The sequence below is a fragment of the Nocardiopsis alba genome (genome assembly GCF_000710955.1).
Taxonomy (GTDB): Bacteria; Actinomycetota; Actinomycetes; order Streptosporangiales; family Streptosporangiaceae; genus Nocardiopsis; species Nocardiopsis alba.
Genome location: NZ_BAZE01000002.1, coordinates 82,871 through 104,331 on the forward strand (window position 1 = coordinate 82,871; position 21,461 = coordinate 104,331).

At 70.1% G+C, this 21,461-nt stretch carries 23 protein-coding genes and 2 pseudogenes; 12 read left to right on the top strand and 13 right to left on the bottom strand.

The window, feature by feature from the left end; all coding sequences use genetic code 11:
- The first annotated feature begins 2 nt into the window (after nucleotides 1-2).
- Complete coding sequence (locus tag TR33_RS03760) at nucleotides 3-689, top strand: hypothetical protein (RefSeq protein WP_042281447.1); 687 nt, start codon at nucleotides 3-5, stop codon at nucleotides 687-689.
- Between the two features lie 889 nt (nucleotides 690-1,578).
- On the opposite strand, the gene TR33_RS03765 is transcribed toward TR33_RS03760, so the two are convergent.
- The gene (locus TR33_RS03765) at nucleotides 1,579-1,770 is read right to left on the bottom strand and encodes a hypothetical protein (protein WP_052358088.1); all 192 of its coding nucleotides are present in this window, start codon (nucleotides 1,768-1,770) and stop codon (nucleotides 1,579-1,581) included.
- Between the two features lie 295 nt (nucleotides 1,771-2,065).
- Nucleotides 2,066-3,232, bottom strand: coding sequence for a DUF418 domain-containing protein (locus tag TR33_RS03770; RefSeq protein WP_017534947.1), 1,167 nt, complete (start codon nucleotides 3,230-3,232; stop codon nucleotides 2,066-2,068).
- Nucleotides 3,233-3,343: 111 nt separating this feature from the next.
- On the opposite strand from TR33_RS03770, the gene TR33_RS03775 reads away from it, so the two are divergent.
- On the top strand, nucleotides 3,344-4,576 hold the full coding sequence (locus tag TR33_RS03775; protein ID WP_234305739.1) for a sensor histidine kinase: 1,233 nt from the start codon (nucleotides 3,344-3,346) through the stop codon (nucleotides 4,574-4,576).
- Nucleotides 4,573-5,238: a response regulator gene (locus tag TR33_RS03780; protein ID WP_036568165.1), complete on the top strand. Its 666-nt coding sequence runs from the start codon at nucleotides 4,573-4,575 to the stop codon at nucleotides 5,236-5,238. Before TR33_RS03775 ends, TR33_RS03780 begins: the two co-directional genes overlap by 4 nt.
- Nucleotides 5,239-5,426: 188 nt before the next feature.
- Here TR33_RS03780 and TR33_RS03785 read toward each other — a convergent pair whose 3' ends face one another.
- The 4 genes and pseudogenes from TR33_RS03785 to TR33_RS03795 all read right to left on the bottom strand — a co-directional run bounded on the left by TR33_RS03785 (nucleotide 5,427) and on the right by TR33_RS03795 (nucleotide 8,051).
- Nucleotides 5,427-6,209: a DUF4158 domain-containing protein gene (locus TR33_RS03785; RefSeq protein WP_234305740.1), complete on the bottom strand. Its 783-nt coding sequence runs from the start codon at nucleotides 6,207-6,209 to the stop codon at nucleotides 5,427-5,429.
- Between the two features lie 39 nt (nucleotides 6,210-6,248).
- A pseudogene (locus tag TR33_RS26840) lies at nucleotides 6,249-6,443 on the bottom strand (alpha/beta fold hydrolase); the annotation flags it as partial.
- 15 nt (nucleotides 6,444-6,458) lie between these two features.
- Nucleotides 6,459-6,659, bottom strand: coding sequence for an alpha/beta fold hydrolase (locus tag TR33_RS26845; RefSeq protein ID WP_234305742.1), 201 nt, complete (start codon nucleotides 6,657-6,659; stop codon nucleotides 6,459-6,461).
- 390 nt (nucleotides 6,660-7,049) lie between these two features.
- On the bottom strand, nucleotides 7,050-8,051 hold the full coding sequence (locus TR33_RS03795) for an alpha/beta hydrolase (RefSeq protein WP_017534940.1): 1,002 nt from the start codon (nucleotides 8,049-8,051) through the stop codon (nucleotides 7,050-7,052).
- A gap of 215 nt (nucleotides 8,052-8,266) precedes the next feature.
- On the opposite strand from TR33_RS03795, the pseudogene TR33_RS27115 reads away from it, so the two are divergent.
- Together TR33_RS27115 and vph are read left to right on the top strand one after the other, a co-directional pair.
- Nucleotides 8,267-8,517, top strand: a pseudogene (locus TR33_RS27115) (IS1380 family transposase); the annotation flags it as partial.
- Between the two features lie 283 nt (nucleotides 8,518-8,800).
- Nucleotides 8,801-9,655, top strand: a complete 855-nt coding sequence (gene vph / locus TR33_RS03800; protein WP_042281455.1) for a viomycin phosphotransferase — start codon at nucleotides 8,801-8,803, stop codon at nucleotides 9,653-9,655.
- Between the two features lie 410 nt (nucleotides 9,656-10,065).
- Here vph and TR33_RS03805 read toward each other — a convergent pair whose 3' ends face one another.
- A complete protein-coding gene (locus tag TR33_RS03805; protein WP_234305743.1) occupies nucleotides 10,066-10,344 on the bottom strand; it encodes a hypothetical protein in 279 nt (92 codons plus the stop codon).
- A 128-nt stretch (nucleotides 10,345-10,472) separates the two neighbouring features.
- Here TR33_RS03805 and TR33_RS27125 point away from each other — a divergent pair, with 128 nt between their 5' ends.
- Nucleotides 10,473-10,880: a sigma factor-like helix-turn-helix DNA-binding protein gene (locus TR33_RS27125; RefSeq protein WP_234305744.1), complete on the top strand. Its 408-nt coding sequence runs from the start codon at nucleotides 10,473-10,475 to the stop codon at nucleotides 10,878-10,880.
- Entirely contained in the window at nucleotides 10,805-11,107 is a 303-nt protein-coding gene (locus tag TR33_RS27130; protein WP_052358090.1) for a DUF6596 domain-containing protein, read from the top strand. The genes TR33_RS27125 and TR33_RS27130 overlap by 76 nt, the downstream gene beginning before the upstream one ends.
- Before the next feature lie 66 nt (nucleotides 11,108-11,173).
- On the opposite strand, the gene TR33_RS03815 is transcribed toward TR33_RS27130, so the two are convergent.
- From TR33_RS03815 to helR, 4 genes are all read right to left on the bottom strand, one after another.
- Nucleotides 11,174-11,473 carry a hypothetical protein gene (locus TR33_RS03815; protein ID WP_042281457.1) on the bottom strand — a complete coding sequence of 100 codons (300 nt, stop codon included), beginning with the start codon at nucleotides 11,471-11,473 and terminating at the stop codon, nucleotides 11,174-11,176.
- Nucleotides 11,474-11,713: 240 nt separating this feature from the next.
- Nucleotides 11,714-12,376 (bottom strand): dioxygenase family protein, encoded by a 663-nt coding sequence (locus TR33_RS03820; RefSeq protein WP_042281460.1) that lies wholly within the window; start codon nucleotides 12,374-12,376, stop codon nucleotides 11,714-11,716.
- 74 nt (nucleotides 12,377-12,450) lie between these two features.
- Complete coding sequence (locus TR33_RS03825) at nucleotides 12,451-13,389, bottom strand: helix-turn-helix domain-containing protein (RefSeq protein WP_017534934.1); 939 nt, start codon at nucleotides 13,387-13,389, stop codon at nucleotides 12,451-12,453.
- A 53-nt stretch (nucleotides 13,390-13,442) separates the two neighbouring features.
- Entirely contained in the window at nucleotides 13,443-15,593 is a 2,151-nt protein-coding gene (helR, locus tag TR33_RS03830; protein WP_042281462.1) for an RNA polymerase recycling motor ATPase HelR, read from the bottom strand.
- 362 nt (nucleotides 15,594-15,955) lie between these two features.
- Between helR and TR33_RS03835 the strand changes: the two genes are divergently transcribed.
- Both TR33_RS03835 and TR33_RS03840 read left to right on the top strand, forming a co-directional pair.
- Entirely contained in the window at nucleotides 15,956-16,312 is a 357-nt protein-coding gene (locus TR33_RS03835; protein WP_036568157.1) for an ArsR/SmtB family transcription factor, read from the top strand.
- Entirely contained in the window at nucleotides 16,309-17,487 is a 1,179-nt protein-coding gene (locus TR33_RS03840) for an MFS transporter (RefSeq protein ID WP_042281464.1), read from the top strand. The genes TR33_RS03835 and TR33_RS03840 overlap by 4 nt, the downstream gene beginning before the upstream one ends.
- 7 nt (nucleotides 17,488-17,494) lie before the next feature.
- Here the strand turns inward: TR33_RS03840 and TR33_RS03845 are convergent, their stop codons facing one another.
- Entirely contained in the window at nucleotides 17,495-18,136 is a 642-nt protein-coding gene (locus tag TR33_RS03845; RefSeq protein WP_042281467.1) for a DJ-1/PfpI family protein, read from the bottom strand.
- A gap of 39 nt (nucleotides 18,137-18,175) precedes the next feature.
- The gene (locus tag TR33_RS03850; RefSeq protein WP_042281469.1) at nucleotides 18,176-19,138 is read right to left on the bottom strand and encodes a GlxA family transcriptional regulator; all 963 of its coding nucleotides are present in this window, start codon (nucleotides 19,136-19,138) and stop codon (nucleotides 18,176-18,178) included.
- Between the two features lie 71 nt (nucleotides 19,139-19,209).
- Between TR33_RS03850 and TR33_RS03855 the strand changes: the two genes are divergently transcribed.
- The 3 genes from TR33_RS03855 to TR33_RS03865 all read left to right on the top strand — a co-directional run bounded on the left by TR33_RS03855 (nucleotide 19,210) and on the right by TR33_RS03865 (nucleotide 21,443).
- Nucleotides 19,210-19,494, top strand: a complete 285-nt coding sequence (locus TR33_RS03855; RefSeq protein WP_267880650.1) for an alpha/beta hydrolase — start codon at nucleotides 19,210-19,212, stop codon at nucleotides 19,492-19,494.
- A 168-nt stretch (nucleotides 19,495-19,662) separates the two neighbouring features.
- Nucleotides 19,663-20,238: a TetR/AcrR family transcriptional regulator gene (locus TR33_RS03860; RefSeq protein WP_017534927.1), complete on the top strand. Its 576-nt coding sequence runs from the start codon at nucleotides 19,663-19,665 to the stop codon at nucleotides 20,236-20,238.
- A complete protein-coding gene (locus TR33_RS03865) occupies nucleotides 20,235-21,443 on the top strand; it encodes an FAD-dependent oxidoreductase (protein WP_042281472.1) in 1,209 nt (402 codons plus the stop codon). The genes TR33_RS03860 and TR33_RS03865 overlap by 4 nt, the downstream gene beginning before the upstream one ends.
- Nucleotides 21,444-21,461: the final 18 nt, after the last annotated feature.

A 21,461-nucleotide genomic window follows, 5' to 3' on the forward strand; every position in this document is an offset into this window, starting at 1 on the left:
GCATGGCGAAGGGCAAGGTGCGGCGGCGGGCGCGGAAGATCCTGGGCGAGGAACCCGTGGCCTTGGTCTGGTGCGAGATCCACAAACCCATCCCCGCGCCGCCCAAGGACGTTCACCGTGCCGCCGGCAAAGGACGCCTGAAATCGCGCCACCACTGGTTGTGGTACGTCGGAGCCGTGGTGTTCTTCTTCGTGGTCGTACCGATGATCTTGCTGGACGGCCTCGGCCGTAGACTCGACCGACGGTTGTCGGGACGGGGTCGTGACGGTCGGACCGGGCAGCCGTCTCCACCCGACACACAGCGTTCGGGCCGTGGCCGTTCTCGTGGGAGGGATCGCGGGCAGGACCCGACCAACGGGGTCTTCGACGGGGACTGGAACCTGACCGCGGGCCGGCTGCTGCTGCGTTGGTACGGGTACTCGCCCAGCCCTAAACGCCTGGTCATGCTGACCCGCGACCGCATCTGCGTGGCAGCGTCCCCGCGCCGCCGGCTGTCGCCGACCAAGGCCGACGATTTCCGGACCGTCACGGAGTTCACCCTCGACCAGGCCCGGATCGACGGTGAGGCGGGCCAGCCGCGCGGGTACGCCACCTTCCGGCTCGCGTTCGCGGACGGTTCCTGGCTGGAGTTGGGCCGACTCGGCGAGCCGGAAGACGCCGATCACTTTCTGCGCACGGTCAGCGGCTGATCACCCCTTCCGGCTTTCCCGGCCGCTCAGTCCTCTTCGCCCTCGAAACCCCCGTCCCCGTCGACGACCGGCGGGACCCTGCTCAAGCCGTGATCACGCTGTTCGTCATCGGTGTTCATCCGACCGGCCTTCCAGCCACCACCGACATCGATAGTGGTAGGCAGGTTCCGGTGGTACCTCTTATTAGGCCCAGTTCTCCCGAAGCTACGGTGAGCCACAAAGTAACCCGTGAGTAGCTTCGTGTGTCTGTCCTAACGGTGGGAGAACACGAGCTCAGGGTTCGCGAACTCAGGCTGCTCGGCACGTTGGTGTGGTGGAATCGGCTCATGAGCGATGAGCGTGGCTCCCTCTGAGGAATCCAGACACTGCCCCCTTACGCCTTCTGGCTCACGGGGCCCTACGCGGCCGAGTACCACCGGCGCGGTCCTGACCGGGTACAGGGCCGAGTTCGCATCTCTCGCGGGCCGAAGTTCCCTGAGACCTACTTCTTCGACCCCGTGCACGACAACGCCCAGGACCCCGTCATGACCACGTGCGGGGGCCATGGCGGCTTCATCGTGCACCAGAGCGAGATCCCCCCGATTCTGGCTGACCTACGATCCGATGCTCGCTCGAAGGTCGAACTTCGACGTCTTCCCACGGGGGAAGAATTGGTCACGAGCCGGCGTGTGGTGAACGAGTGCCGCCGTCCGGGGTGCTCACAAGATAAACCGGAAAGGGGCAACGGCCTGCGTTTACCCAGTTCAGGCGGCCCGCGCGAGATTCTGGCGCGGACGGGCTCCGGCCCGGCGCTCGGGGTGCGCGCCAAGTCCCCACGTGGAACCCGGGGGTCACGGGGGCGAGCCCCGGGTACTGCCGGTCGCCCGCCGAGCCCCGCCTGGGCGCGACATCAGTGACGCCGGTTCCTGGACCCCTCGCTCAGCCCGTCGTAGAACCGGCTCCTGGCTGTGCGCACCTGCTCGACGCCGCGCATCGCCCGGTCGATCTCGGCCGGCGTCAGCTGCCCCTGCGCGATCGCGGCCGCGGTCTGGGTCAGCAGGCGCTGGATCTCGCGCGGGCGCGGCAGGGAGACGGTCGGCAACGGAGTCAGGTCCGGCTCCTGCCAGGGGTCCGGCGACGCGTAGTCGTCCCGACCGGGCGCGAGGTGACCGCCTCGGGAGTGCGGTTCTCGAAGCCCCCGTAGCGCCGACCACCCGCTTCACGGCCGTGCTCCTCCAGGGCCCCGGGCGGTGAAGGCATCCCACCGTGCGATCGCACCCCCAACGGTCTATCCCTCGGCGTCTACTCGGAGAACTACCCGTCAGGACCGCCGCCGTCCTGGTCCAGCTACGTGCACGACCGGACAGGACCTTCGCCCCGAATTCGCCGGACACGCCTCAGCGGCGTTCCGGCAACAGCGCGAGCACCCGGGCACTGACGGATTCCAGAGGCCCCCGGGCGAACCGGCGCGACCACATCCTGGCGGCGGTGACCAGGATCAGAACGATCGTGCAGTAAGCGGCCGCGACCGTCGCCGCGACCACGGTCGGACCGGCCCCCACCAGGATCCCCGCCAAGCCCAGCCCCCAGCCGTAGAAGACCACCGACCCCAGCAGGTTCTGTAGGACGTAGCAGGTCAGGGCGGTGCGTCCCACCGCGCGCAGGGAGCGGACCACCTGCCCGTTCCCACGCACCCGGTCCAGCAGCCATCCCGTCAGACCCACGTATCCGAGCATCAACAGGCTGGAGAGGGCGTACCGGTGGGCCGTGCCGAGTTCGGGTACCACCGAACCCAGAACGCACAGCGGCAGCCCCAGTCCCAGCCCCCAGGCCAGCAGCCGCCCGCGGACCAGCCGTCCTTGCGCGGTGTCGTCGAAAGCGCCCGACCGGTAGAGCCGTACCCCCAGCAGGAACAGGAAGAGGCACATGGGGAGGGCCACGAGGATCTCCGCCCGGGTGCCGAAGAACCCCGCCCACCGTTGGGCCACTTGCTCGGGGTAGGCGCCCTCGATGAAGAGGAGTTCCTGCGCCCCGACCGTAGCGGGGTCGGGATCACCGGCCGGGAACAGGGTGAACAGCAGGGTGAACGCACTCATGAGAACGAGGTTCGTCCCCAGCGCGGTCCACATCACCACCGTTCTGGCCTTCCCCGAGCGCCTCAGCAGCCACACGACCAACAGCGCGGTGATGGCGTAGCCCATCAGGACGTCCCAGGCGAACAGCAGCACGGTGTGCAACGCGCCCTCGACCAGTAGTAGGAGCTGGCGCCACCCGTGACGGCCGGGCCAGGGTCGGCCGTGCGCGGCCGCGGACCGGTGCTGCACGGCCAGACCGATGCCGAACATCATCGCGAGCAACGCGTAGGACTTGCCGTTGAGCAGCGGATCCAGCACCGCTCTGAAGGCACCCGCCGACTCGGCGACGCCGGGCAGGAAGAGCCAGATATTGGTGGCGAGGGTGCCCAGGATGGCGATTCCCCGCAGCACGTCGAGGAGCAGCAGCCTGGGCGGGGGTGCGGGGCGGCCCTCGGCGTGGGCCCGTGGGGCTCCGGATTCGGTGTCCATGCCCGGCAGCCTGCCGGTACGGGCCCCGGAGCGCGTCCGCCGAACGGCAGAGGCGCACCCTTATACCGTTCGGCATACGACGGAGGGCGTTCCATGATCCACCATGAGGGGATGAAGACGACCTGGACCCGAACGGGCGCACTGGGCACTTTGGTGCCCCAGGGGCCGCACGGCCGACGGCTCCGACTGCCGGACACCGCTCGGGACCCCCTGATCGCCGCGGGCTGGGCGGTGCCACTCGTCTGGGCGGGGATCTCGGGCGCCGCAGAGGCATCGTGGTGGGGACTGCCCGTGCTGGTGGTCTGCGCCTGCCTGCCGCTGGTGTGGCGGCGCCGGTACCCGGTGGCGGTGGCCACCGCCACCGCCGCCGCGGCGCTCGCGCTGGCAGTCGTCCTGGGGGTGGAGGCCCCGTTACCGGAGGCGCTGGCCGCCTTCGCCGCCGGGTCAGCGGTCCTGTACCGGGCTCCGGCAGTCCTGGTCGGCGCGCTCTCGGTGTCGTGGATCCTGGCCCTGTTCACCCTGAGCGCGGAGCAGCCGGGCCTGTTGTGGGGGAACCCGCCGCAGATCGTGATGATCGCGCTGACCGGGGTCCTGCCGATGCTCGTGGGACTGCTCCTGCGCATGCGCACCGAGCGGGCGGGGCAGCGGCGTAGCGCCGAACGCTCCCGAATCCAGCGGGAGCGCGCTCGGGAACGGGCCCGGATCGCTCGGGATGTGCACGACATCGCCGGGCACCACCTGAGCGCGATCCGACTGTTGGCCGTGGGCGGACGCGAGTCGCTTCGCGGGCCGCAGGCCGACCCGGACCGGGTACTGTCGGCGATCGCCGACGCCGCTGGGAGGGCGGTGGGCGAGTTGCGGGAACTGCTGGAGCCCCTGCGTGAGGAGCGCTGGGACGAGCCCCCGCCGCCGGAGGTGCGGTTGGCGGATCTGCCGCGGTTGGTGGAGGCGGTGGAGGGGATCGGCATGGCCGTGGACCTGGTGCTGCCGCCGGGTCTGGACGAACAGGTCCACCCGCAGGTGGCGGAGGGCGTCTACCGGATCGTGCAGGAGGCCCTGGGCAACGCGCTGCGGCATTCGTCGGCCCGGCGCGTGACCGTGTGCCTGGCCAGACAGGGCGTCGCCGGGCTGCTGGTGAACGTGGTCGACGACGGCACCCCTCCGCCCGGGGCCGCCACCGGTCGGGGGATCGCGGCGACCGGGCTGGGACTGCGGGGGATACGCGAACGCGCCGAGGAGTTGGGCGGTCGAGTCGAGGCCGGGTTCGGGTCGGGGGGAGGTTGGCGGGTGCGGGCCGTGCTCCCCGTGGCGCCCGCCGGGAACGGAAGGGACGCGTGGACGTGATCCGGCTCCTGGTCGCCGACGACCAACCCGCCGCGCGGGAGGGGCTGCGACTACTCTTCGGGGCGGCTCCGGACGTGACCGTGGTGGGCGCCGCCGCCCATGGGGTCGAACTGGTCGCCATGACACGACGGTTGCGGCCGGACGTGGTCCTCACCGACATCCGCATGCCTGGCATGGACGGGGTGGCGGCGGCCCGGGAACTGGCCCGGCTGGTCCCGGCACCGCCCACGATCATGCTGACCACCTTCGATCTGGACGAGTACCTGTTCGGAGCGCTCCAGTCGGGGGCGGTGGGGTTCCTATTGAAGGAGAGCGAACCGGAGCTGTACGTGACGGCGGTGCGGGCGGCGGCGCGCGGCGAGGGGGTGATCGACCCGCGTGTGACGCCTCGGTTGATCAACCGGTTCGCGCGGACCTCGCCGCGGACCCCGCCGCGTCGGGCACAGGACCTCACCGACCGGGAGCGCGAGGTGCTGCGCCTGGTCGCACGGGGGCACGGGAACGCGCTCATAGGCCATGAGCTGGGAATCACGCCGGGCACCGCCAAGGTGCACGTGGCCCGCATCCTGACCAAGCTCGGGGTGGCGAGTCGGGTGCAGGCCGCCGTGTTCGCCTACCGGTACGGGCTGGTGACCTGGTCCGACGCCGTTGAGGAGCCCTGATACCCGCACGCGGTCCGGGCCGGTGCAGGCACGCAAAACCCGGTGATGGGGGGCGAGGGCGACCACAACGGCTTTCTGTTCCGACACACCTCCGAACGGCTCATCGGGGAGCCCCGGGGCCTGCACGGTCTTGAGCTTGTCGATCTCGGTGAGCAGGGTTTCCAGACCCAACGGTCCGGGGTCGGACTTCACGGCCAACAGCACGCCTTCGGTGCCCAGCACTCGACTCTGGAGCCGGTCGCAGATGCCCGGGCCCAGAGGCGGGTCATCACGCTGGTGGTGAAGGCCTCCTCGAACCGACGCACCCCCGAGGCGACGACCCGCTCGATCTGCCCAGGTGAAGGAGGTTCGACCCTCAGGGTGCGGCACCGGCGCTCCACGGCCTGGGCGAGCTCGTCGCGGTCGACCTCCACCGGGCACACCTGGTCCGCGAGCCAGTCGGCGAGCTGGTCCTCTTCGTCCTCGGTCGCCGGGTGTGTGCCGTACTTGTCGCGGATCTGGTGGCGGTGGTATTCGATCGTCCGGCCGGTCCAGGCGTACTTGGTGCACAGGGCCCTGTCCACGTTCACCTGGTCGGCGACGAACTCCACTGCGGCCGCCGGGATCTCCTCGGCGTAGGTGGGGATGCGGCCCTCGATCTGGAAGAACTTCAGCAGCAGTGCGAAGCCGAGCCGGGTGGCGCCGCTCTTGTCACCGAGTAGCTTGCGGTCGCCTTCTTCCAGGTTCCACTCCTCGACGAGCTGTTCGAGAGTCCAGTCCTGGCGCATGAGGAGGCGCTCCCAGATCGTGACGGTCGGTAGTCGACAGCGCACACGATCGCGGGCCCGGCTGTGGACGCGTTCCTGTGGTCGGCGCGCCGCGTCCTCGTCGAAGGGCGGCCCGGTTCCGTGCAGCACGCGTTGCTCGGCGATCATGCTGTTGATCAGCGTGGGGCGGTCCCGAGTGGGCGGGGCGGCCATCAGTGCGCGCAAGGATTCCACGAACTCCCGCTCCGGCAGGCTGCCTCTGGGTTACGGCCGGCCCGTCAGGGCCCGCAGGAGCACCCGGCCCTCGCCGCGACCGAGCGGCGAGGAGGTGATGACGGTCAGCGAGCGCACCCGCTCCGGGGCCTCCACGGCGATGAGCCGGCTGAGCAGCCCGCCCGCCGAGTGGCCCACCAGGTGGGCGCTGTCCAGGCCGTGGGCCGCCCGTACGCGGTAGACGTCGTTCTTGAGGTCGGCTCAGGTGTACGGATCGGTCGCGAAGTCGACGGTGTCCGACCTGCCGGTGTCACGGTGGTCGTACCGGATCACCCGGCGGCCTCCGGCGGCCAGGCGGCCGACGAACTCGTCCGGCCACAGGATGCCCTGCGACATCGAGCCCATGATCAACAGGATCGGTGTGTCCGTCTGGGCGCCGAACTCTTCACTCCAGATGTTCACGTTTCGCATGCCTCACAGCATGTCGTCCGCGGCTACGGGTGCCTTCCGTGGAACTACCGGCCTGACGCGTTCACCGGGCAGGTCCGGATCTCGATGTCGGAACGCAGAAGTGCTCCCTGGGCTGTGATGATCCGACTTGCCGAAGATCAAGGCACCACAGCTGGGAGCACTTGCCACGTGACCTCCACGACGTCTCGTTGGAGGCTGTCCAATGCCCTCGGGGTTCGACGGAGCCGGGACGCCGGACACTCGTCGGTCCACAACCTTGGAGGGCTCCGTGTCACGCGGCTATCCGCCTGAGTTCCGTCGCGAGGTTCCTCGACCTCGTTGCTAGAGACGCCTGGCCGGCACGTTGTCCATCCCGGGACCGGCTACCGCCGGAGGAGACCGTCAGTGGGTGGCGAAAAGGTGCTCCAGCCAGTTGTGGCGTGCAGCGACAGCGGCCTTGCTGATCCGCGCCTCGGGGGCTTTCCGGTCGAAGCCGTGGATTCCGCCGGGCCACACGTGCAGCTCGGCTTCGCCACCGGCCTGCCAGATCCGGTCGGCGTAGGCGAGGATCTCATCGCGCAGGCATTCGGCGGAGCCGACGTCGAGGAATGTGGGCGGCAGATCGGCCAGGTCGGTGGCGCGGGCGGGCGCAGCGTACTGCGGCACGTCAGGTCCGCCCTGGATGTCGCCGAGCAGCGAGCTCCAGGCGAACCTGTTTCGGCTGCGGTCGAAGAGTTCGACGTCGTCCATCTGCAGGGCCGAGGCGCTGTCGTTGCGGTCGTCGAGCAGCGGGGCGATCAGCAGCTGGCCGAGCAGGTGGGGGCCGCCCTTGTCGCGCACGGTCAAAGCCAGCGCGGCGCTGAGGGTGCCGCCGGCGCTGAAGCCCGTGACGACGATGCGCTCCGAGTCGATGCCGAGTTCGTCCGCGTGGTCGGCGACCCACAATAGACCGGCGTGAGCGTCGTTAATCTGGGCGGGGTAGGGGTGCTCGGGCGCGAGCCGGTAGCCGACCGAGATCAGCGTGGCCCCGAGCCGCTCGGCCGTCTCGAGTATCTGGTCGAGCTCGGTGCGGTGATCGCCGCAGTAGAAGCCGCCGCCGTGTATGAAGTAGAGCGCCGGCCGTGATGCGGGCGCGCCGGAGGGTGTGCACACCAACAGCGGGATCTCGGGGGCGCCGTCCAGGCCGGGCACCGAAGGCTGGAAGACGGTGAAGCGCCCGCCATGGCCGAGGTCCTCGAGCGCCGCCACTTCGGCGTCGATCTCCGCGCGGATCACCGACAGCTTCTCGAGGCTCATCGGCGCCGGGTCCGGTTCCTCCGCCAGGTAGGCGTCATAAGCGATCCGAAGTTCGGCATCGAGAGGAACGGGAACGGCGGGAACGGTCTTTCCAGGTTCGAGATTCATACGCGCACGCTAGCGCTGCCGCTCCTTTCGCACCATCCGGATTTCAACACCTTGTCGATCGCGTGGCAGGGCCGGGTGGATCGGCGGCGTGGGTCAGGCGTGGGCCTGCTCGATCTCGACCAGTCTCACCGAGTAGGTCCGGACCTTGATAGCGGTACGCAGAAGTACGCTCTGAGCTGTGATGATCCGATTTGTCGGGGACAAAGCGCCACAGCCTGGAGCGGTTTCACGTGAGCTCGACAACGTCTCGTTCGAGGCTGTCCGTAACGTCCGACGGGCGAGGTGTCGTCTCGCATGCCGGGGCTCGGCTGCCGGCCGATCCGGCGGAGGCGACCGTGCTGACCGGTGCCTTCGGTGAAGCGCCGGCCGGAGGACGACAGCGCACCGGCGGCCACGACCCGGGCCGGGTGATCACGGACATGGTGGCGACACCATCTCGTATCTCGCCGTGCTGCGGGGCCGGGCCGAGCCCAAGTGACCGCGCTACCGACGGTGGCACACCGCCGCTCGCCTCACTCGCGGCGGCAGACGGACCTGGGCACGAGTTCGCTCGGGAGTCGCTGCTCTCCGGTTTCGCCGAGGCGGGTGAACGCCGGCCTTCGCCGTGGGGCGGTTGCGCTCGGATGTGCCCGTCGACGTGATGGTCGGTCTCTTCTACGCGCCGATCTGGTCCAGGATGTGCTGTCGGACCTGAGCTCCCGCTCTTAGAGGGGTCGGGCCGGCCACATTCGAGAAAGAGGTACCTCCTCATGGGGATCGTCGAGACGCACCGTGATCTGCTGGGTCGGCTTCTGCCCGGGGATCGTGTGAGGGACCTGGTCGTGCATGAGGGACAGTTCCACCATGTGGTGGTCGGCTCGGATCGGGTGGTGCGTCTGGCCCGCACGGCCGCGGCCGCCGATCGGCTGCCCGCCACGGCTGTGGCGCTGCGTGCCCTGGCCGGGATCGATCTCGACTTCGGGGTTCCCCGTGTGCTCCTGGTCGGGGATGGGACGAGTCCGGGCGAGCCGTCCTATCTGGTGATGAGCCGTATCCCCGGAGCTCCGCTGGCGGGGGAGACGCTCACCCGCCCCGAGGTGCTGGAGGCGGTGGCCGAGCAGTACGCGGCTCTGCTGAGCGGGCTCGCGACGGCGGGCTTCGGGCACGCCGTGTTGCCGGAGGTGTCCGCCGACCGGTGGCGGGAGTTCGCCGCGCGGGTGCGCGCCGAGCTGTTCCCACTGATGTCGCCCACCGGTCGAGAACGTGCCGAGCGTGAGCTCGGCGCGCTCGACGTCCTGCCCTATCTCACCACCGCCGTGGTCCACGGTGATCTGGGGGCTGAGAACGTCCTGTGGGAGTGGGTGCGGGGTGTGCCGCGTTTGAGCGGTGTCGTCGATTGGGACGAGGTCGCTCTGGGGGATCCGGCCGAGGATCTGGCGGCTATCGGCGCGAGTTATGGAGAGGGGCTGTTGGGGCGGGTGCTCGCGTTGAGTGGCCTGTCCGGGGGTGGGGTGGTCGAGCGTATCTCGGCGATCCGCGCCACCTTCGCTCTTCAGCAGGCTCTCTATGCGTGGCATGACGGTGACGAGGGGGAGTTGGCCGACGGTCTGGCCGGCTATCGGTAGGGGCGGGGGTGAGGGGTGAGGGCGGGTCCTCGCCGGCGGGGGTGACGGAAGGGCCCTTCGAGGTCTTTTCGTCCACCCCGAGGTCTGTACAGCGGTGGCTGTATCCGTCGCGTTTCGCGAGGTCGTCGACGGGCCCTGAATAACGTTGGCGGCCCCTGCGTGGGTGTGGATACGCGGGTCGACCCCTCTGAGCGCCTGACTTCCTAGAAGGTTGACTTATCGGTAGTCAGGATTCCGGTGGTTTCCGGGTTCCGTTTCGTCGCGGAAACCTAATAACGTTTCTTGAGTAACGTTAAAAACAAAACGATATTGCGTGGAGTGGAGACGGCCCCTCTCCGGCCTCCGGGGGCGGAAAGGGGCCATGGGGCGGGGTGGCGCCCGAGCACCACCCCGCGCCTTCGCCCCCGAGTTCAGGCGCGGGTCATGGTGGAGGCGTAGCCACCGCCTCCGGGGTAGGTCCAGGCCCCGGAGAGCGTGGAACCGGCGGCGTCGAAGGTCCCCTGGAAGTAGGCCGGGCTCCCCTTGGTCCCGCCCCAGATGGTGAGCCGGTCGCCGGTGAGCTCGTGCACGTAGTCCAAGGTGTTGCCGAGCGAGTCGTAGAAGCGCGAGACCACGTCCGGTCCGGCGGGTCCTTCGTCGAACTCAAGGAGGTGCTGGCGAGCTTCGCCGTGATCGACGTCGCGGGCCATGAGCGCGCGGTCGAGATCCGGCCGAGGACGCGGTCCAGGAGGCTCTTTCGGCGGGCTACCGGAGTTGGACGGTCGATGGGGTTCCCGAGGATCCGCGGAGTTGGTCGATCAGGGTCGGTTATCGCAGGATGGTCGATCTGTTGCGGGCCGAGCGGGCGCGGGCCCGGCGTGAGCGGGAGGTCGTGGTCGCCGATCCGGCGCTGCGCGGCCCTGGGGCTTCGGTGTCGGAGGTCGACGATGGTCTGGCGTTGTCGTTCCTGTGCTGTCATCCGTCGTTGAGCGTCACCTCGCAGGTGGCGTTGACGTTGCGTGCGGTGGGTGGTCTGACGACGGCGCAGATCGCGCACGCCCATGGGGTGGACGAGGCGACGATGGGGACGCGGATCGGTCGGCCGAGGCCGGTGCCCGCTTCACGCTCCCGGTGGGGGATCGGGATCGTGCCGCTCGCGCGGTCGCGGTCATGCGGGTCCTCTATCTGGTCTTCAACGAGGGTTGCACCGCTTCGGCGGGTGAGGAGCTCTCGCGTGTGGATCTGATGGCGGAGGCGATCCGGTCGGCGCGCATGTTGCGGGCGGCTCTGCCCGAGGAGGCCGAGGCCGCCGGTCTGCTCGCGATGATGCTGCTGTTGTGGTCGCGGCGCGCGGCTCGTACCGGGGCCGATGGTGTTCTGGTGCCGTTGGAGGAGCAGGATCGGTCGTTGTGGGATGTGGAGGCGATCGAGGAGGGGCGCTATCTGTTGGAGCGTGCCGATCGTCTGCGGTGAGGCGGAAAGGGGGCGGCCCCGCGTTCGTGTGGAGCGCGGGGCCGAGGTCGTGTTCGGGTGGGGTGGTCACTCGTGCAGGTCGATGGAGTGGTCCAAGGCGACGTCTCCGGAGGCGCAGCTCGCGATGGAGGTGAAACCGGGGTCGACCCAGTCACCGAAGTGCCAGTTGTCTCCGGTGCACTTGACCGCGGCCCGGTGGGCCATGTCGAGGCATTTGGTGTGCGCGGCCGTGGAGGTGGCCCGGATCGTGCATCCGGGGGGAATGGGGGCGGCCGAAGCCGGGGCGGCCGTCAACGCTCCGCCGCCGAGCAGGGCGCCGGTCAACGCGAGCGCCGTGATCGCCCTGGTCCTGGTGTTCACCGTCATCGCTCTCCTCGAGTGAGCCTGTGGATCGTGCGCGGGTGGCCGCCGCCGGAGCCGTGGTCGGGTGGCGGTGGTGGTCTCTGCGGCGTCCATCCTCCACCCGGTGTCCGGTTTCGGAGGGAATCCTTGGTTTCTCGAGGTGGGCGTGAATGTCCCTGGGAGAGGGGCTTTCGAAAGGGCGCGGGGCCGGGCGCCTCCGACAGGGAGCCCGGCCCCGCGTTTTTTCGGGGGAGGTCGAGGTGGTCAGGCGGTGAAGTTCAGGACGAAGTCGAATTCGGCCCGTCGGCCGACGCCTTCGTTGGTGACGTTCATGAGCAGGCGGGGGTCGTAGAGCATGTCGGTGCCGTTGCGGGGTTCGCCCGGGAAGTAGAGCTGGGTGGTGAGCAGCGGCCGGTTGGGGGCCTGCACCTTGACGTGCAGGTGGCGGGTGCGGCCGGGGTAGAGGCCCGGGATGATGGTGTCGAGGTGGAAGGCGCCGTCGGTGCCGGTGAACTGGTGTCCGCGGTAGTTGTAACCGACGTTGTCGTAGTTGCCGGCGTCGTCGGCCTGCCAGAAGTCGACGAGGGCTCCGGAGACGGGGCGGCAGTCGCGGGAGAAGACGTAGCCGGAGACCACCAGCGCGGTGCCGGGGTGGCCGGGCACGACCAGGTCGGTACGTTGCGGGGAGTTGGGTTTGAAGTAGGGGCCTTCCATCTGCGGGGGCGTGGGGTCGTCGCCGTCGTCGCACTGGGGGGTGGGTTCCAGGGAGCGGCCGCCTTGGACCTGTTCTCTGGCCAGGGCGGGGGTGGCGGCGCCGGCGCCGGAGAGCAGTGCCGCGGCGGGGGCCGCGACGAAGGCGGCCTTGAGCAGGCTTTTGCGGGTGGGCCCGTGTTCGGTGCCGTCGGGTCGGTCGTCGCGCTCGGCCATGGGGGCTCCTCGTAGCGGGATGAGAAGTGGGGGAGGCGGGATCCGGCCGTTACTCCCTGTGGGTGAGGCCGAGATTACGTTCCGTTCGTGGGGTGGGCGATGGACGGATCTCGGTGGGCGTGGTGTTTTCCGGGGGGTTCCTTCGACTCGGCGGGTGTGGTGTGGGTGTGGTGGCGGAACGCGCCGGGGCTGGTGCCGGTCTCGCGTCGAAAGAAGCGGCAGAAGTAGGCGGGGTCGTTGAAGCCCACGGCGCGGGCGATGGCGGCGACGGTCAGGTCGGTGCCGGTCAGGAGGCGTTTGGCCTCCAGGGTGCGGGCGGCGCGTAGGAGTTCTCCGGGGGTGCGTCCGGTGCTCTTGCGTACGGATTCGGCCAGGTGGCCGGGGGTGAGGCCGAGTTCGGCGGCGGCTTGGGCGACGGTCATGCCGGTGGCGGTGGCGGGGTCGTCCAGTAGGCGTAGGAAGCGGGCGCCGGGGGTGTCGGTGGCCGGTGGGGCGGGGGCGGGTTCGCGGTCGAAGGAGCGGGCGGCGCGGGTGAGCAGGATGTGCAGGTAGGCGCGCAGGATGGAGGCCATGCCGGTGCGGCGGGCGTGGAATTCGCGCTGCATCTCGTCGAGGATGTCGCCGATCTGGGCGGCGGTGTCGGGGGTGGGGGTCTGCCAGGGGCGTTCTTCGGCCAGTCGGCGTAGGAGGTCGCGGTCGCCGGGGCGGTCCAGGAGGAAGGAGTCCTCCAGGAGGAGGACGCGGCCGTCGACTCCGTGGGCGCGGTCCCAGTGGTGGACCTGGCCGGCGGTGAGGATGCCCAGGTTGGGCGGGTCGATGGGGCGGCTGTGCAGGTCGATGACGTGTTCGCCGGTGCCGGCGGTGACGTAGACGATCTCGTGGAAGGTGTGGCGGTGGGGGAAGGGGGCGCGGGAGAGGGGGCCGATGGTGTCGAAGGTGCCGATGGAGAAGGGGAGGGTCTGTGGGGCGGGGACGTCCAGCCGGTGCAGTTCGAGGGGGGAGGCGGTGCGCATGGGCGCTCTCCTACCCGGGGGGTGGTGCCCTACTCCACCGGGGTGGTGCGGGGTCAGGGTGTGGTGAGGATGACCAGGCGTCGGGTGGCGCGGGTCATGGCGACGTAGCGGTCGACGGCGCCTTGGACGTCGTCGCCGAAGCGGTGCGGGTCGATGAGGACGACCAGGTCGAATTCGAGTCCTTTGACCAGTTCGGGTGGGAGGGAGCGGACACGGGGGGTGTCGGGCAGGGTGGGGTCGCCGATGACGCAGGCGGTGCCTTCGGTGTTGTGGGTCTTCCAGGTGTCCAGGAGTGGTTTCAGGTCGGTGGTGGGTCCGTGGGTGATGGGGATTCCGGCGGCGCGGATGGAGGTGGGGACGTTGGCGTCGGGCAGCGCTGCGCGGATGACGGGTTCGGCCTCGGTCATGACCTCTCGGGGTGTGCGGTAGTTGATGCTCAGGTGGGTGAGGTGGACGCGGTCCAGGCCGACGCGTCGGAGGCGTTCGTGCCAGGTCTCGGTGAAGCCGTGTCGGGCCTGGGCGCGGTCGCCGACGATGGTGAGGCTGCGTGAGGGGCAGCGTGCGAGGAGCATGCGCCATTGGGCGTCGGTGGGTTCTTGCGCCTCGTCCACGACGATGTGGGCGAAGGGGCCGGTGAGCCGGTCGGGGGTGTTGTGGGGTGGGGTGGTGTGGTCGACGAGGCTGTTGCGCAGGTCTTGGCCGTGCAGCATGGTCATGAGGCCTTCGCCGTCGTGGTCGGAGGCGATGAGGTCGTCGATGACCAGGGACATGCGTTCGCGTTCGGCGGCCTCTCGGGCTTTGTGGCGGCGGGTCTCTCGTGCGGATTCGGGGTCGCCCAGGCGTCGTCGGGCGGCGTCCAGTAGGGGCAGGTCCTGGGTGGTCCAGGGGTGGTCGGGGGCGCGTTGGAGGGTGTGGATCTGTTCGGTGGTGAGCCAGGGCGCGCACAGGCGTAGGTAGGCGGGGACCGTCCATAGGTCGTTGACGAGGTCGGTGGGTTCCAGGAGGGGCCAGGCGCGGGCGAGGATCTCCAGGGGTTCGGGGTTGGCGGGGAGTGCGGCCCGTAGGTGGGTGGTGGTGAGTTCGGGGTCGGGGTGGTGCTCGGTCAGGAGTCGGAGGAGGTGGTCGAGGATCTCCTCGCGTGCCTCGTTGTGGGGTGTGGCGGGGTCCAGGGCGGCGTAGGCGTGGGCCCAGTGGGAGGCGTCGATGGTGAGTTCGTGGTGGTCGGTGGTCAGGGTGGTGGTCTGTTCGGGGGGTCGTTCGTAGAAGCGGACGGCGGGTTCGATGGCCTCGATCATGCGGGCGGTGGATTTGAGGTGGGCGATGTTCGGGTCGGTTTCGGGGAGGGCGTCGGCGCCTTCGGGGACCAGGTCGTTCAGGGTGCAGGTCTGGACGCCCTCTTCGCCCAGGCCGGGGAGGACGTCGGCGATGTAGGCGAGGTAGGGGCGGTGGGGTCCGATGAAGAGGACGCCGCCGCGGTGGTGGCCCAGGCGCGGGTCGGAGTAGAGCAGGTGGGCGGTGCGGTGGAGTGCGACGACGGTCTTGCCGGTGCCGGGGCCGCCGTCGACGACGAGGGCGCCTTCGGATCCGGCGCGGATGATGGCGTCCTGGTCGGCCTGGATGGTGCTCAGGACGTCGCGCATGCGGGGTGAGCGGTGGGTGCCCAGTTCGGCGATGAAGGCGGATTGGTCGTCGAGGGCGGCGTGTCCTTGGATGGCGTCGTCGGTGAAGACCTCGTCCCAGTAGTCGGTGACGTGTCCGTGGTTCCAGCGGTAGCGGCGTCGGCTCTCGAGGCCCATGGGGGTGGCGTGGGTGGCGGCGAAGAAGGGTTCGGCGGCGGGGGAGCGCCAGTCGATGAGCAGGCGGTGTCCTTCTTCGTCGGTGAGGCCGAGGCGTCCGATGTAGAGGGGTTGTGGGTCGTGGGTGTGGACGATGTGTCCCAGGCACAGGTCCAGGCCGAAGCGGTTCAGGGTGCGCAGGCGTGTGGTCAGGCGGCGGATCTCTTGGTCGCGTTCGAGGACTTCGCGGCCGGTGCCTCCGGTGCGGGTGCGTGCGGTGTCCAGGCGGTGGGTCAGGTCGGTGATGGTGCGGCGCAGGGTGGTGGTGATGGCGTCGAAGTGTCGTTCGTCGGCGGCGATGAGTGCGGGGTCGGCTTTGGCGGCGAGGTGGTCGGGGAGGTCGAACGCGCTGGTCGTGGCTGGTTTCACGTCATCCCCCGGGCGGTGTGCGGTGTTCACGAGGGTCGATTGTGAGGCATGAGGGGGGTCTTGTGGCAAGGCCCGGGGTGCGCTATAGATTGAGAGTGGAGGGGAGCGTTCTGAATCGCTTCCGTCCGGTCGAGTCGTCCACCGCCGGTGGGCGATTTTCTTGTTTTTCGGGGGTGGTGTGCGCCTTTGGGTGGGCGTGGGCGTGGATGTCGAGGGTCGGGGCCTTGAAGGGTTCCGGCCCTTTCGTGTGTCCGGGGGCGGGTGGGGTGGGGGGCCTGGTCCTGTTCACCCGAGTTGATCTTTCGAGAATCTTCGAACTATTATCGTGCGGAAATCTTCGAACGATCATGGAGGTGGTGCCCATGTCCGCGGCACGGACCTATGTCCATCCCGACACCGAGGACATCTCGTTGCCGCGTGTGCTGTTCGCGTTGAGCGAGCCGCTGCGCCTGGAGATGGTCCGCAAACTCGCCGAACGGGGCGAGATGGACAGCCTCGACCTGGGGCCCGACCTGCCCCGATCGACCCTGACCCACCACACGAGCCTGCTGCGCGAATCCGGTGTCGTCTTCGTGCGGGCCGAGGGCCGCAAGTGCATGATCAGCCTGCGCGAACAGGACCTGGAGTCCCGTTTCTCCGGGCTGGTCGAGACCGTGCTCTCGGGTTATGAGTCCGACGCCGACCAGGGACACGACGACCGGGCCGGGGGCGAGCGTTGATCCGCCGTCTCTGGCCGTTGGTGGCCGCCACCGTCGCGCTGGGCATCGACGCCTACGTGCTGGCCGGGGTCCTGCCCCGTATCGCCGACTCCCTCTTGGTGTCGGTGGCCGCCGTCGGTCTGGGGGTGAGCGCCTTCACCGGCGCCTACGCCTTCTCCGGGCCGCTGCTGTCGGGGCCGCTCGTGGCCGGCTCCACCCGTCGCGCCCTGGCCGTGGCGCTGATCCTGTTCAACCTCGGCAACCTCGTCACCGCGCTGGCCCCGGGCATCGCGGTGTTCCTGGCCTCGCGCGTGGTGGCCGGTCTGGGCGCCGGTGCCCTGACGGCGGTGGCCACCGCCACGGCCGCGGCGATGGTCGCCGACCACGAACGCGGCCGCGCCATGGCGATGGTGACCTTCGGTCTTTCCACCGGGACCGTCGCGGGCGTGCCGGTGGGCATGCTCATCGGCCAGTGGGCGGGGTGGCGTTGGACCATGGGCCTGGTCGTGCTGATCGGGATCGTCAGCATGGTCGCGGTCCTGGCCCGCAGGGAACCCTACCCCGCGATCGCGGTGGTGCGGATCTCCGAGAACCTGCGGCTGCTGCGCACCTCCTCGATCGCCACCGGGGTGCTGTCGGCGTTCGTGCTCGGTGTGGCGAGCCTGGGCCTGTACACCTACCTGGTGCCGATGGCCCAGGATCGCGACCTGGGCGGTTGGGCGTTCGCGCTGGTGTGGGCCTGGGGCGTGGGCGGTGTCCTGGGTTCGGCCCTGATCGGCCGCCCTCTGGACCGGTGGGGTTCGCGCCGGCTGCTGCCCCTGGTGGTGGCGGTGCTGGTGGTGACGCTGGCGGCCCTGACCTGGACCGATCTGGTTCCGGTGTGGATCGTGGCGACCGCCCTGTGGGGCGCGGCCGGGTGGGCGAGCGTGCCCGTCCTCCAGCACCTGTTGGTGCGCGAGCGGGGCCGTCAGGCCATGGCGATCATCGCGTTCCAGATGGCCGCCATGTACCTGGGGTCGGCCGCGGGCGCGGCCCTGGGCGGGCGCCTGTTGGACACGGGGGTCTCGGCCGGAGCGCTGCCGGCCTGGGCGTTCGGTGTCGCGGTGGTCGGTCTGCTGTCGACCCTGGTCCTGGTACGGAGCGGCTCCTCCACCGTGGCCGTCGAGCCGGTGGAGGAGCGCTGCGAACAGCGGTGAGGCCGGCTCACCTTCCTTGGAGGACGAACCTGCTGTTGTCCCGTAGGAGGCGGACGACCTCCTCGGGGGCCTTGTCGGGCGATCCGGCGTCGTAGGGCGGCCGGGGGTCGTATTCGGTACCGAGTTGGATGCTCTGGGCGGTCGTGTCTCCGGCGATGCGGCCGACCAGGGTGAGCGCCATGTCGATACCGGACGAGACCCCGGCTGCCGTCACGTACTTGCCGTCGACGACGACGCGTTCACCGGTGGGTTCGACGCCGTGGGCGCTCAGCTGTTCCAGGGCCAGCCAGTGCGAGGTGGCGCGTCGGCCGCCGAGGAGGCCGGCGGCGGCCAGGATGAGCGATCCGGTGCACACCGAGGTCGTCCAGGTGCTGGTGGTGTCGGCGGTGCGCAGCCAGTCGTGGACCGGCCCGTCGTCCATGAGGGCGTTCTGTCCGGGGCCGCCGGGGACCAGGACGATGTCGGGGTCGGTGAGCTCGTCGAGTTCGGTGTCGACCATCAGTCCCAGTCCGCCCCGGTGGGCGCGGACCGGGCCGCGGCGTTCGCCGACCAGGTGGATCCGGGCTCCGGGCAGGAACGACAGGATCTCGTAGGGGCCCACGGCGTCGAGCGCGGTGAGGTCGTCGAAGAGCAGGATCGCGATGCGCATGTCGTCTCCTTCATGGTGACGGTCGATGGTGGTGTCGGTTCAGGTCGTGGTCCGGAAGCGGTTCCGGTATTCGGTGGGGGTGCATCCCAGGGAGCGGACGAAGGCGCGTCTCAGCGCCTCGTCGGTGCCGAGGCCGCAGGCGCGGGCGATGGCCGTGACACCGTCGTCGCTCTCCTCCAGAAGGCGGCGGGCGGTCTCCAGACGGACGCGTTCGACGTGTCGTCCGGGGGTGGTGCCGACCTCGGCGGTGAACAGGCGGCTGAACTGGCGTGGTGAGAAGCCGGCGCGTTCGGCCAGGGCCGGTACCGAGAGGTCGGCGGCCGGGTTGTCGGCGATCCAGTGTTGGAGGTCGCGCAGGGCGGGGCGGCGGGCGGTCCGTGTGGCCAGGTGGGTGCTGAACTGGGCCTGGCCCGAGGGGCGTCGTAGGAACATCACCAGGTGGCGGGCGATGAGCAGGGCGGCGTCGGCTCCCAGGTCGTCCTCGACCAGGGCCAGGGCCAGGTCGATGCCGGCGGTGACCCCGGCGGAGGTGGTGATGGGGCCGTCGCGCACGAAGATGGGGTCGGGGTCGACGGTGATGTCGGGGAAGCGGTGGGCCAGGGTGGCGCAGTGGTTCCAGTGGGTGGTGGCGCGTCGGCCGTGGAGGAGGCCGGCCTCGGCGAGGACGAACGCGCCGGTGCAGACCGAGGCGACGCGGCGGGCGTGGGGTGCGCGTTCGGCGACCCAGGTCACCAGGTGCGGGTCGGGGGTTCGGGTTCCGGGTCCGCCGGGGACGACGAGGGTGTCGATGGCGCCGACCCGGTCCAGGGCGGTGTCGGGGAGCAGGGTCAGTCCGCTGTCGGTGCGTACGGGGGCGCCGTCGGGGGAGGCGGTGACCACGCGTGGGGCGCGGTGGGCGTGGCCCGGGATCGAGGCGGCGCCGTGGAAGACCTCCAGGGGGCCGGTGACGTCGAGGCTCTGGACCCGGTCGAAGAGCGGGAAGAGCACGGTGGGACGGTCCATGTCTCGATCGTGGGACACCGATCGTGTGTCCGCAATGACGAGGTGCCCACCTTTCCTGCCATCGGCCCGGTCTGGACGATCGGCAGTGGACCCGGTCGGCCCGCGACTTCACGTACGCGCCGTGGATGGATCGTGACTCGGGGTCGCCACCGGTCTACGTCGTGAGCGCGGAGTCGTGTCCGGTGCGGGACGAGGGCATCGAATACGCGTCGCGGCTGCTCCGGGCGGGTGTGTCCGTGGAGTTGCACCAGTGGGCGGGGGCCTTCCACGGTTCGCAGGCGTTGTTGTCGGCGAGTGTGTCGCGGCGTCGGTTCGATGAGCTCTGCGCGGTGGTGGAGCGTGCTCTGTCCGATTGAGGTCTTCCTCCTTCGGGGTGTGAGGGGGCGGGCCGGCGCGCAGGGCGCCGGCCCGCCCCCTTTTTTTCTCTGGTGTTCGGGGATGGGTTGTGCCGGGTCGTGGGGTGGGCGTACCTTTAGTTGGGCAAGTGTCCAAGACGATCGCCCAAATTCTCTGGAGGCGACCTCATGTCCTCACCCCGCGGCGAACAGGTCCGACAACGCCTGTTGGCGGCCGCCACCGAACTCATCGGGGAACGGGGCTGGTCCGCGGTGAGCACCCGGGCCCTGGCCGAACGCGCCGAGCTGACCCCGGGGCTGGTCCACTACCACTTCTCCTCGCTGAACGCCCTGCTCGAGGAGGCGGCCCTGGCCACCGTCCGCGCCATGGTGGACCGGGCCGCCGCGCTCATGGAGCAGACCACCCCACGTCAGGGGGTGGAGGCGATGCTCCTCGAACTGGAGGGCTACCCTGGCGACGACCCCACCTCGCGGCTGTTCCTGGAGGCCTATCTGGCGGCCGGTCGCGACGCCGGTCTCCGGGAGGGGCTCGCCCGGCTGCTGGCGGACTTTCGGGAACGGACCGCCCGATGGCTGGAGCGGAGCGGGGTGCCCGAACCCGAGGCCACCGCGCGGGTGTTGGCCGCCACGGTCGACGGGCTCATGCTCCACCGGCCCTTGGATCCGGAGGCGACCCGCCGATCCCTGGCCCCGGTCCTGGACCGATTGATCCCCGAACAGGACAGAGGAGAGGAGCGACGATGAACGACCGACGACGACGTGACGTCCTCGTGGTGGGGGCCGGGATCGCCGGACTGGCGCTGGCCCACCGCCTGGCCCACCACGGCACGCGGGTCCGGGTGCTCGAACGCGCCCCGGCGCCCAGACCCCAGGGCTACATGATCGACTTCTTCGGGCCGGGCTATGACGCCATGCGCGCGATGGGACTGCTGTCCGAACTGCGCGACCGCGGCCACGACTTCGACGAGATGGAGCTCGTGGACGAGCGTGGTCGAAGGAGAGCGGCGATCTCCTTCACCGGGTTCGCCCGTTCGGTGGGCGGGGAGGTGGTCTCCATCATGCGCCCCGACCTGGAGGAGCTGTTGCGCAAGGCGCTGCCCGAGAGCGTGGAGGTCCTCTACGGCGCCCGTCCGGTCGAGATCGACGACCACGGTGAGGGGGTGCGCACACGTCTGGCCGATGGTCGGGTGTTGGAGGCCGATCTGCTGGTGGGGGCCGACGGTATCCACTCCACGGTGCGGCGTCTGTTGTGGGGTTCCGAGGAGCGCTACCTGCGCCATCTGGGCTTTCACACCGGTGCTTTCGCCTTCGACGACGCCGAGATCCACGCCGCGCTGCGAGGGCGGTTCGTGCTCACCGACAGTCTGGGCGCGCAGATGGGGCTCTACCCCTTGGCGGGGGAGCGGGTGGCGGCCTTCACCGTGTACCGGACCCTGGAGACCACCTTGCCCGAGGATGGCCGGGCGGCTCTGCGTGGGGCGCTCTCGGGTCTGGGCTGGGTGGTGCCCGGAGCTTTGGAGCGCTGCCCCGCCCCGGAGGAGGTCTACTACGATCACGTCGCCCAGGCGGTGGTGGATCGGTGGAGCCGGGGGCGGGTGGTCCTGGTGGGGGACGCCTGCCAGGCGGTGTCGTTGCTGGCCGGGCAGGGTGCCTCGCTCGGGGTGGGCGGCGCGTTCGTGCTGGCCGAGGAGCTGGCCCGGGGAGGTTCGGTCCAGGAGGCGTCGGCGCGTTATGAGCGGCGTTGGCGTCCGGTGGTGGAGGAGCGTCGACGGGCCGCGCTCACCGGTGCCTCCTGGTTCCTGCCTCAGAGTCCGGCCCGGCTGCGGATCCGGCGCGCGGTGCTGCGGCTGTCCGCTCTGCCGGGAATGGAGCGGTTCGTGGCCTCCTCGGTGTCGGGCAAGCCCTCCCGGGTGGTGAAGGATCTGGCCGAGGAGGTCGCGCCGGGCTGAAGGGGCGCGGGGCGCGGG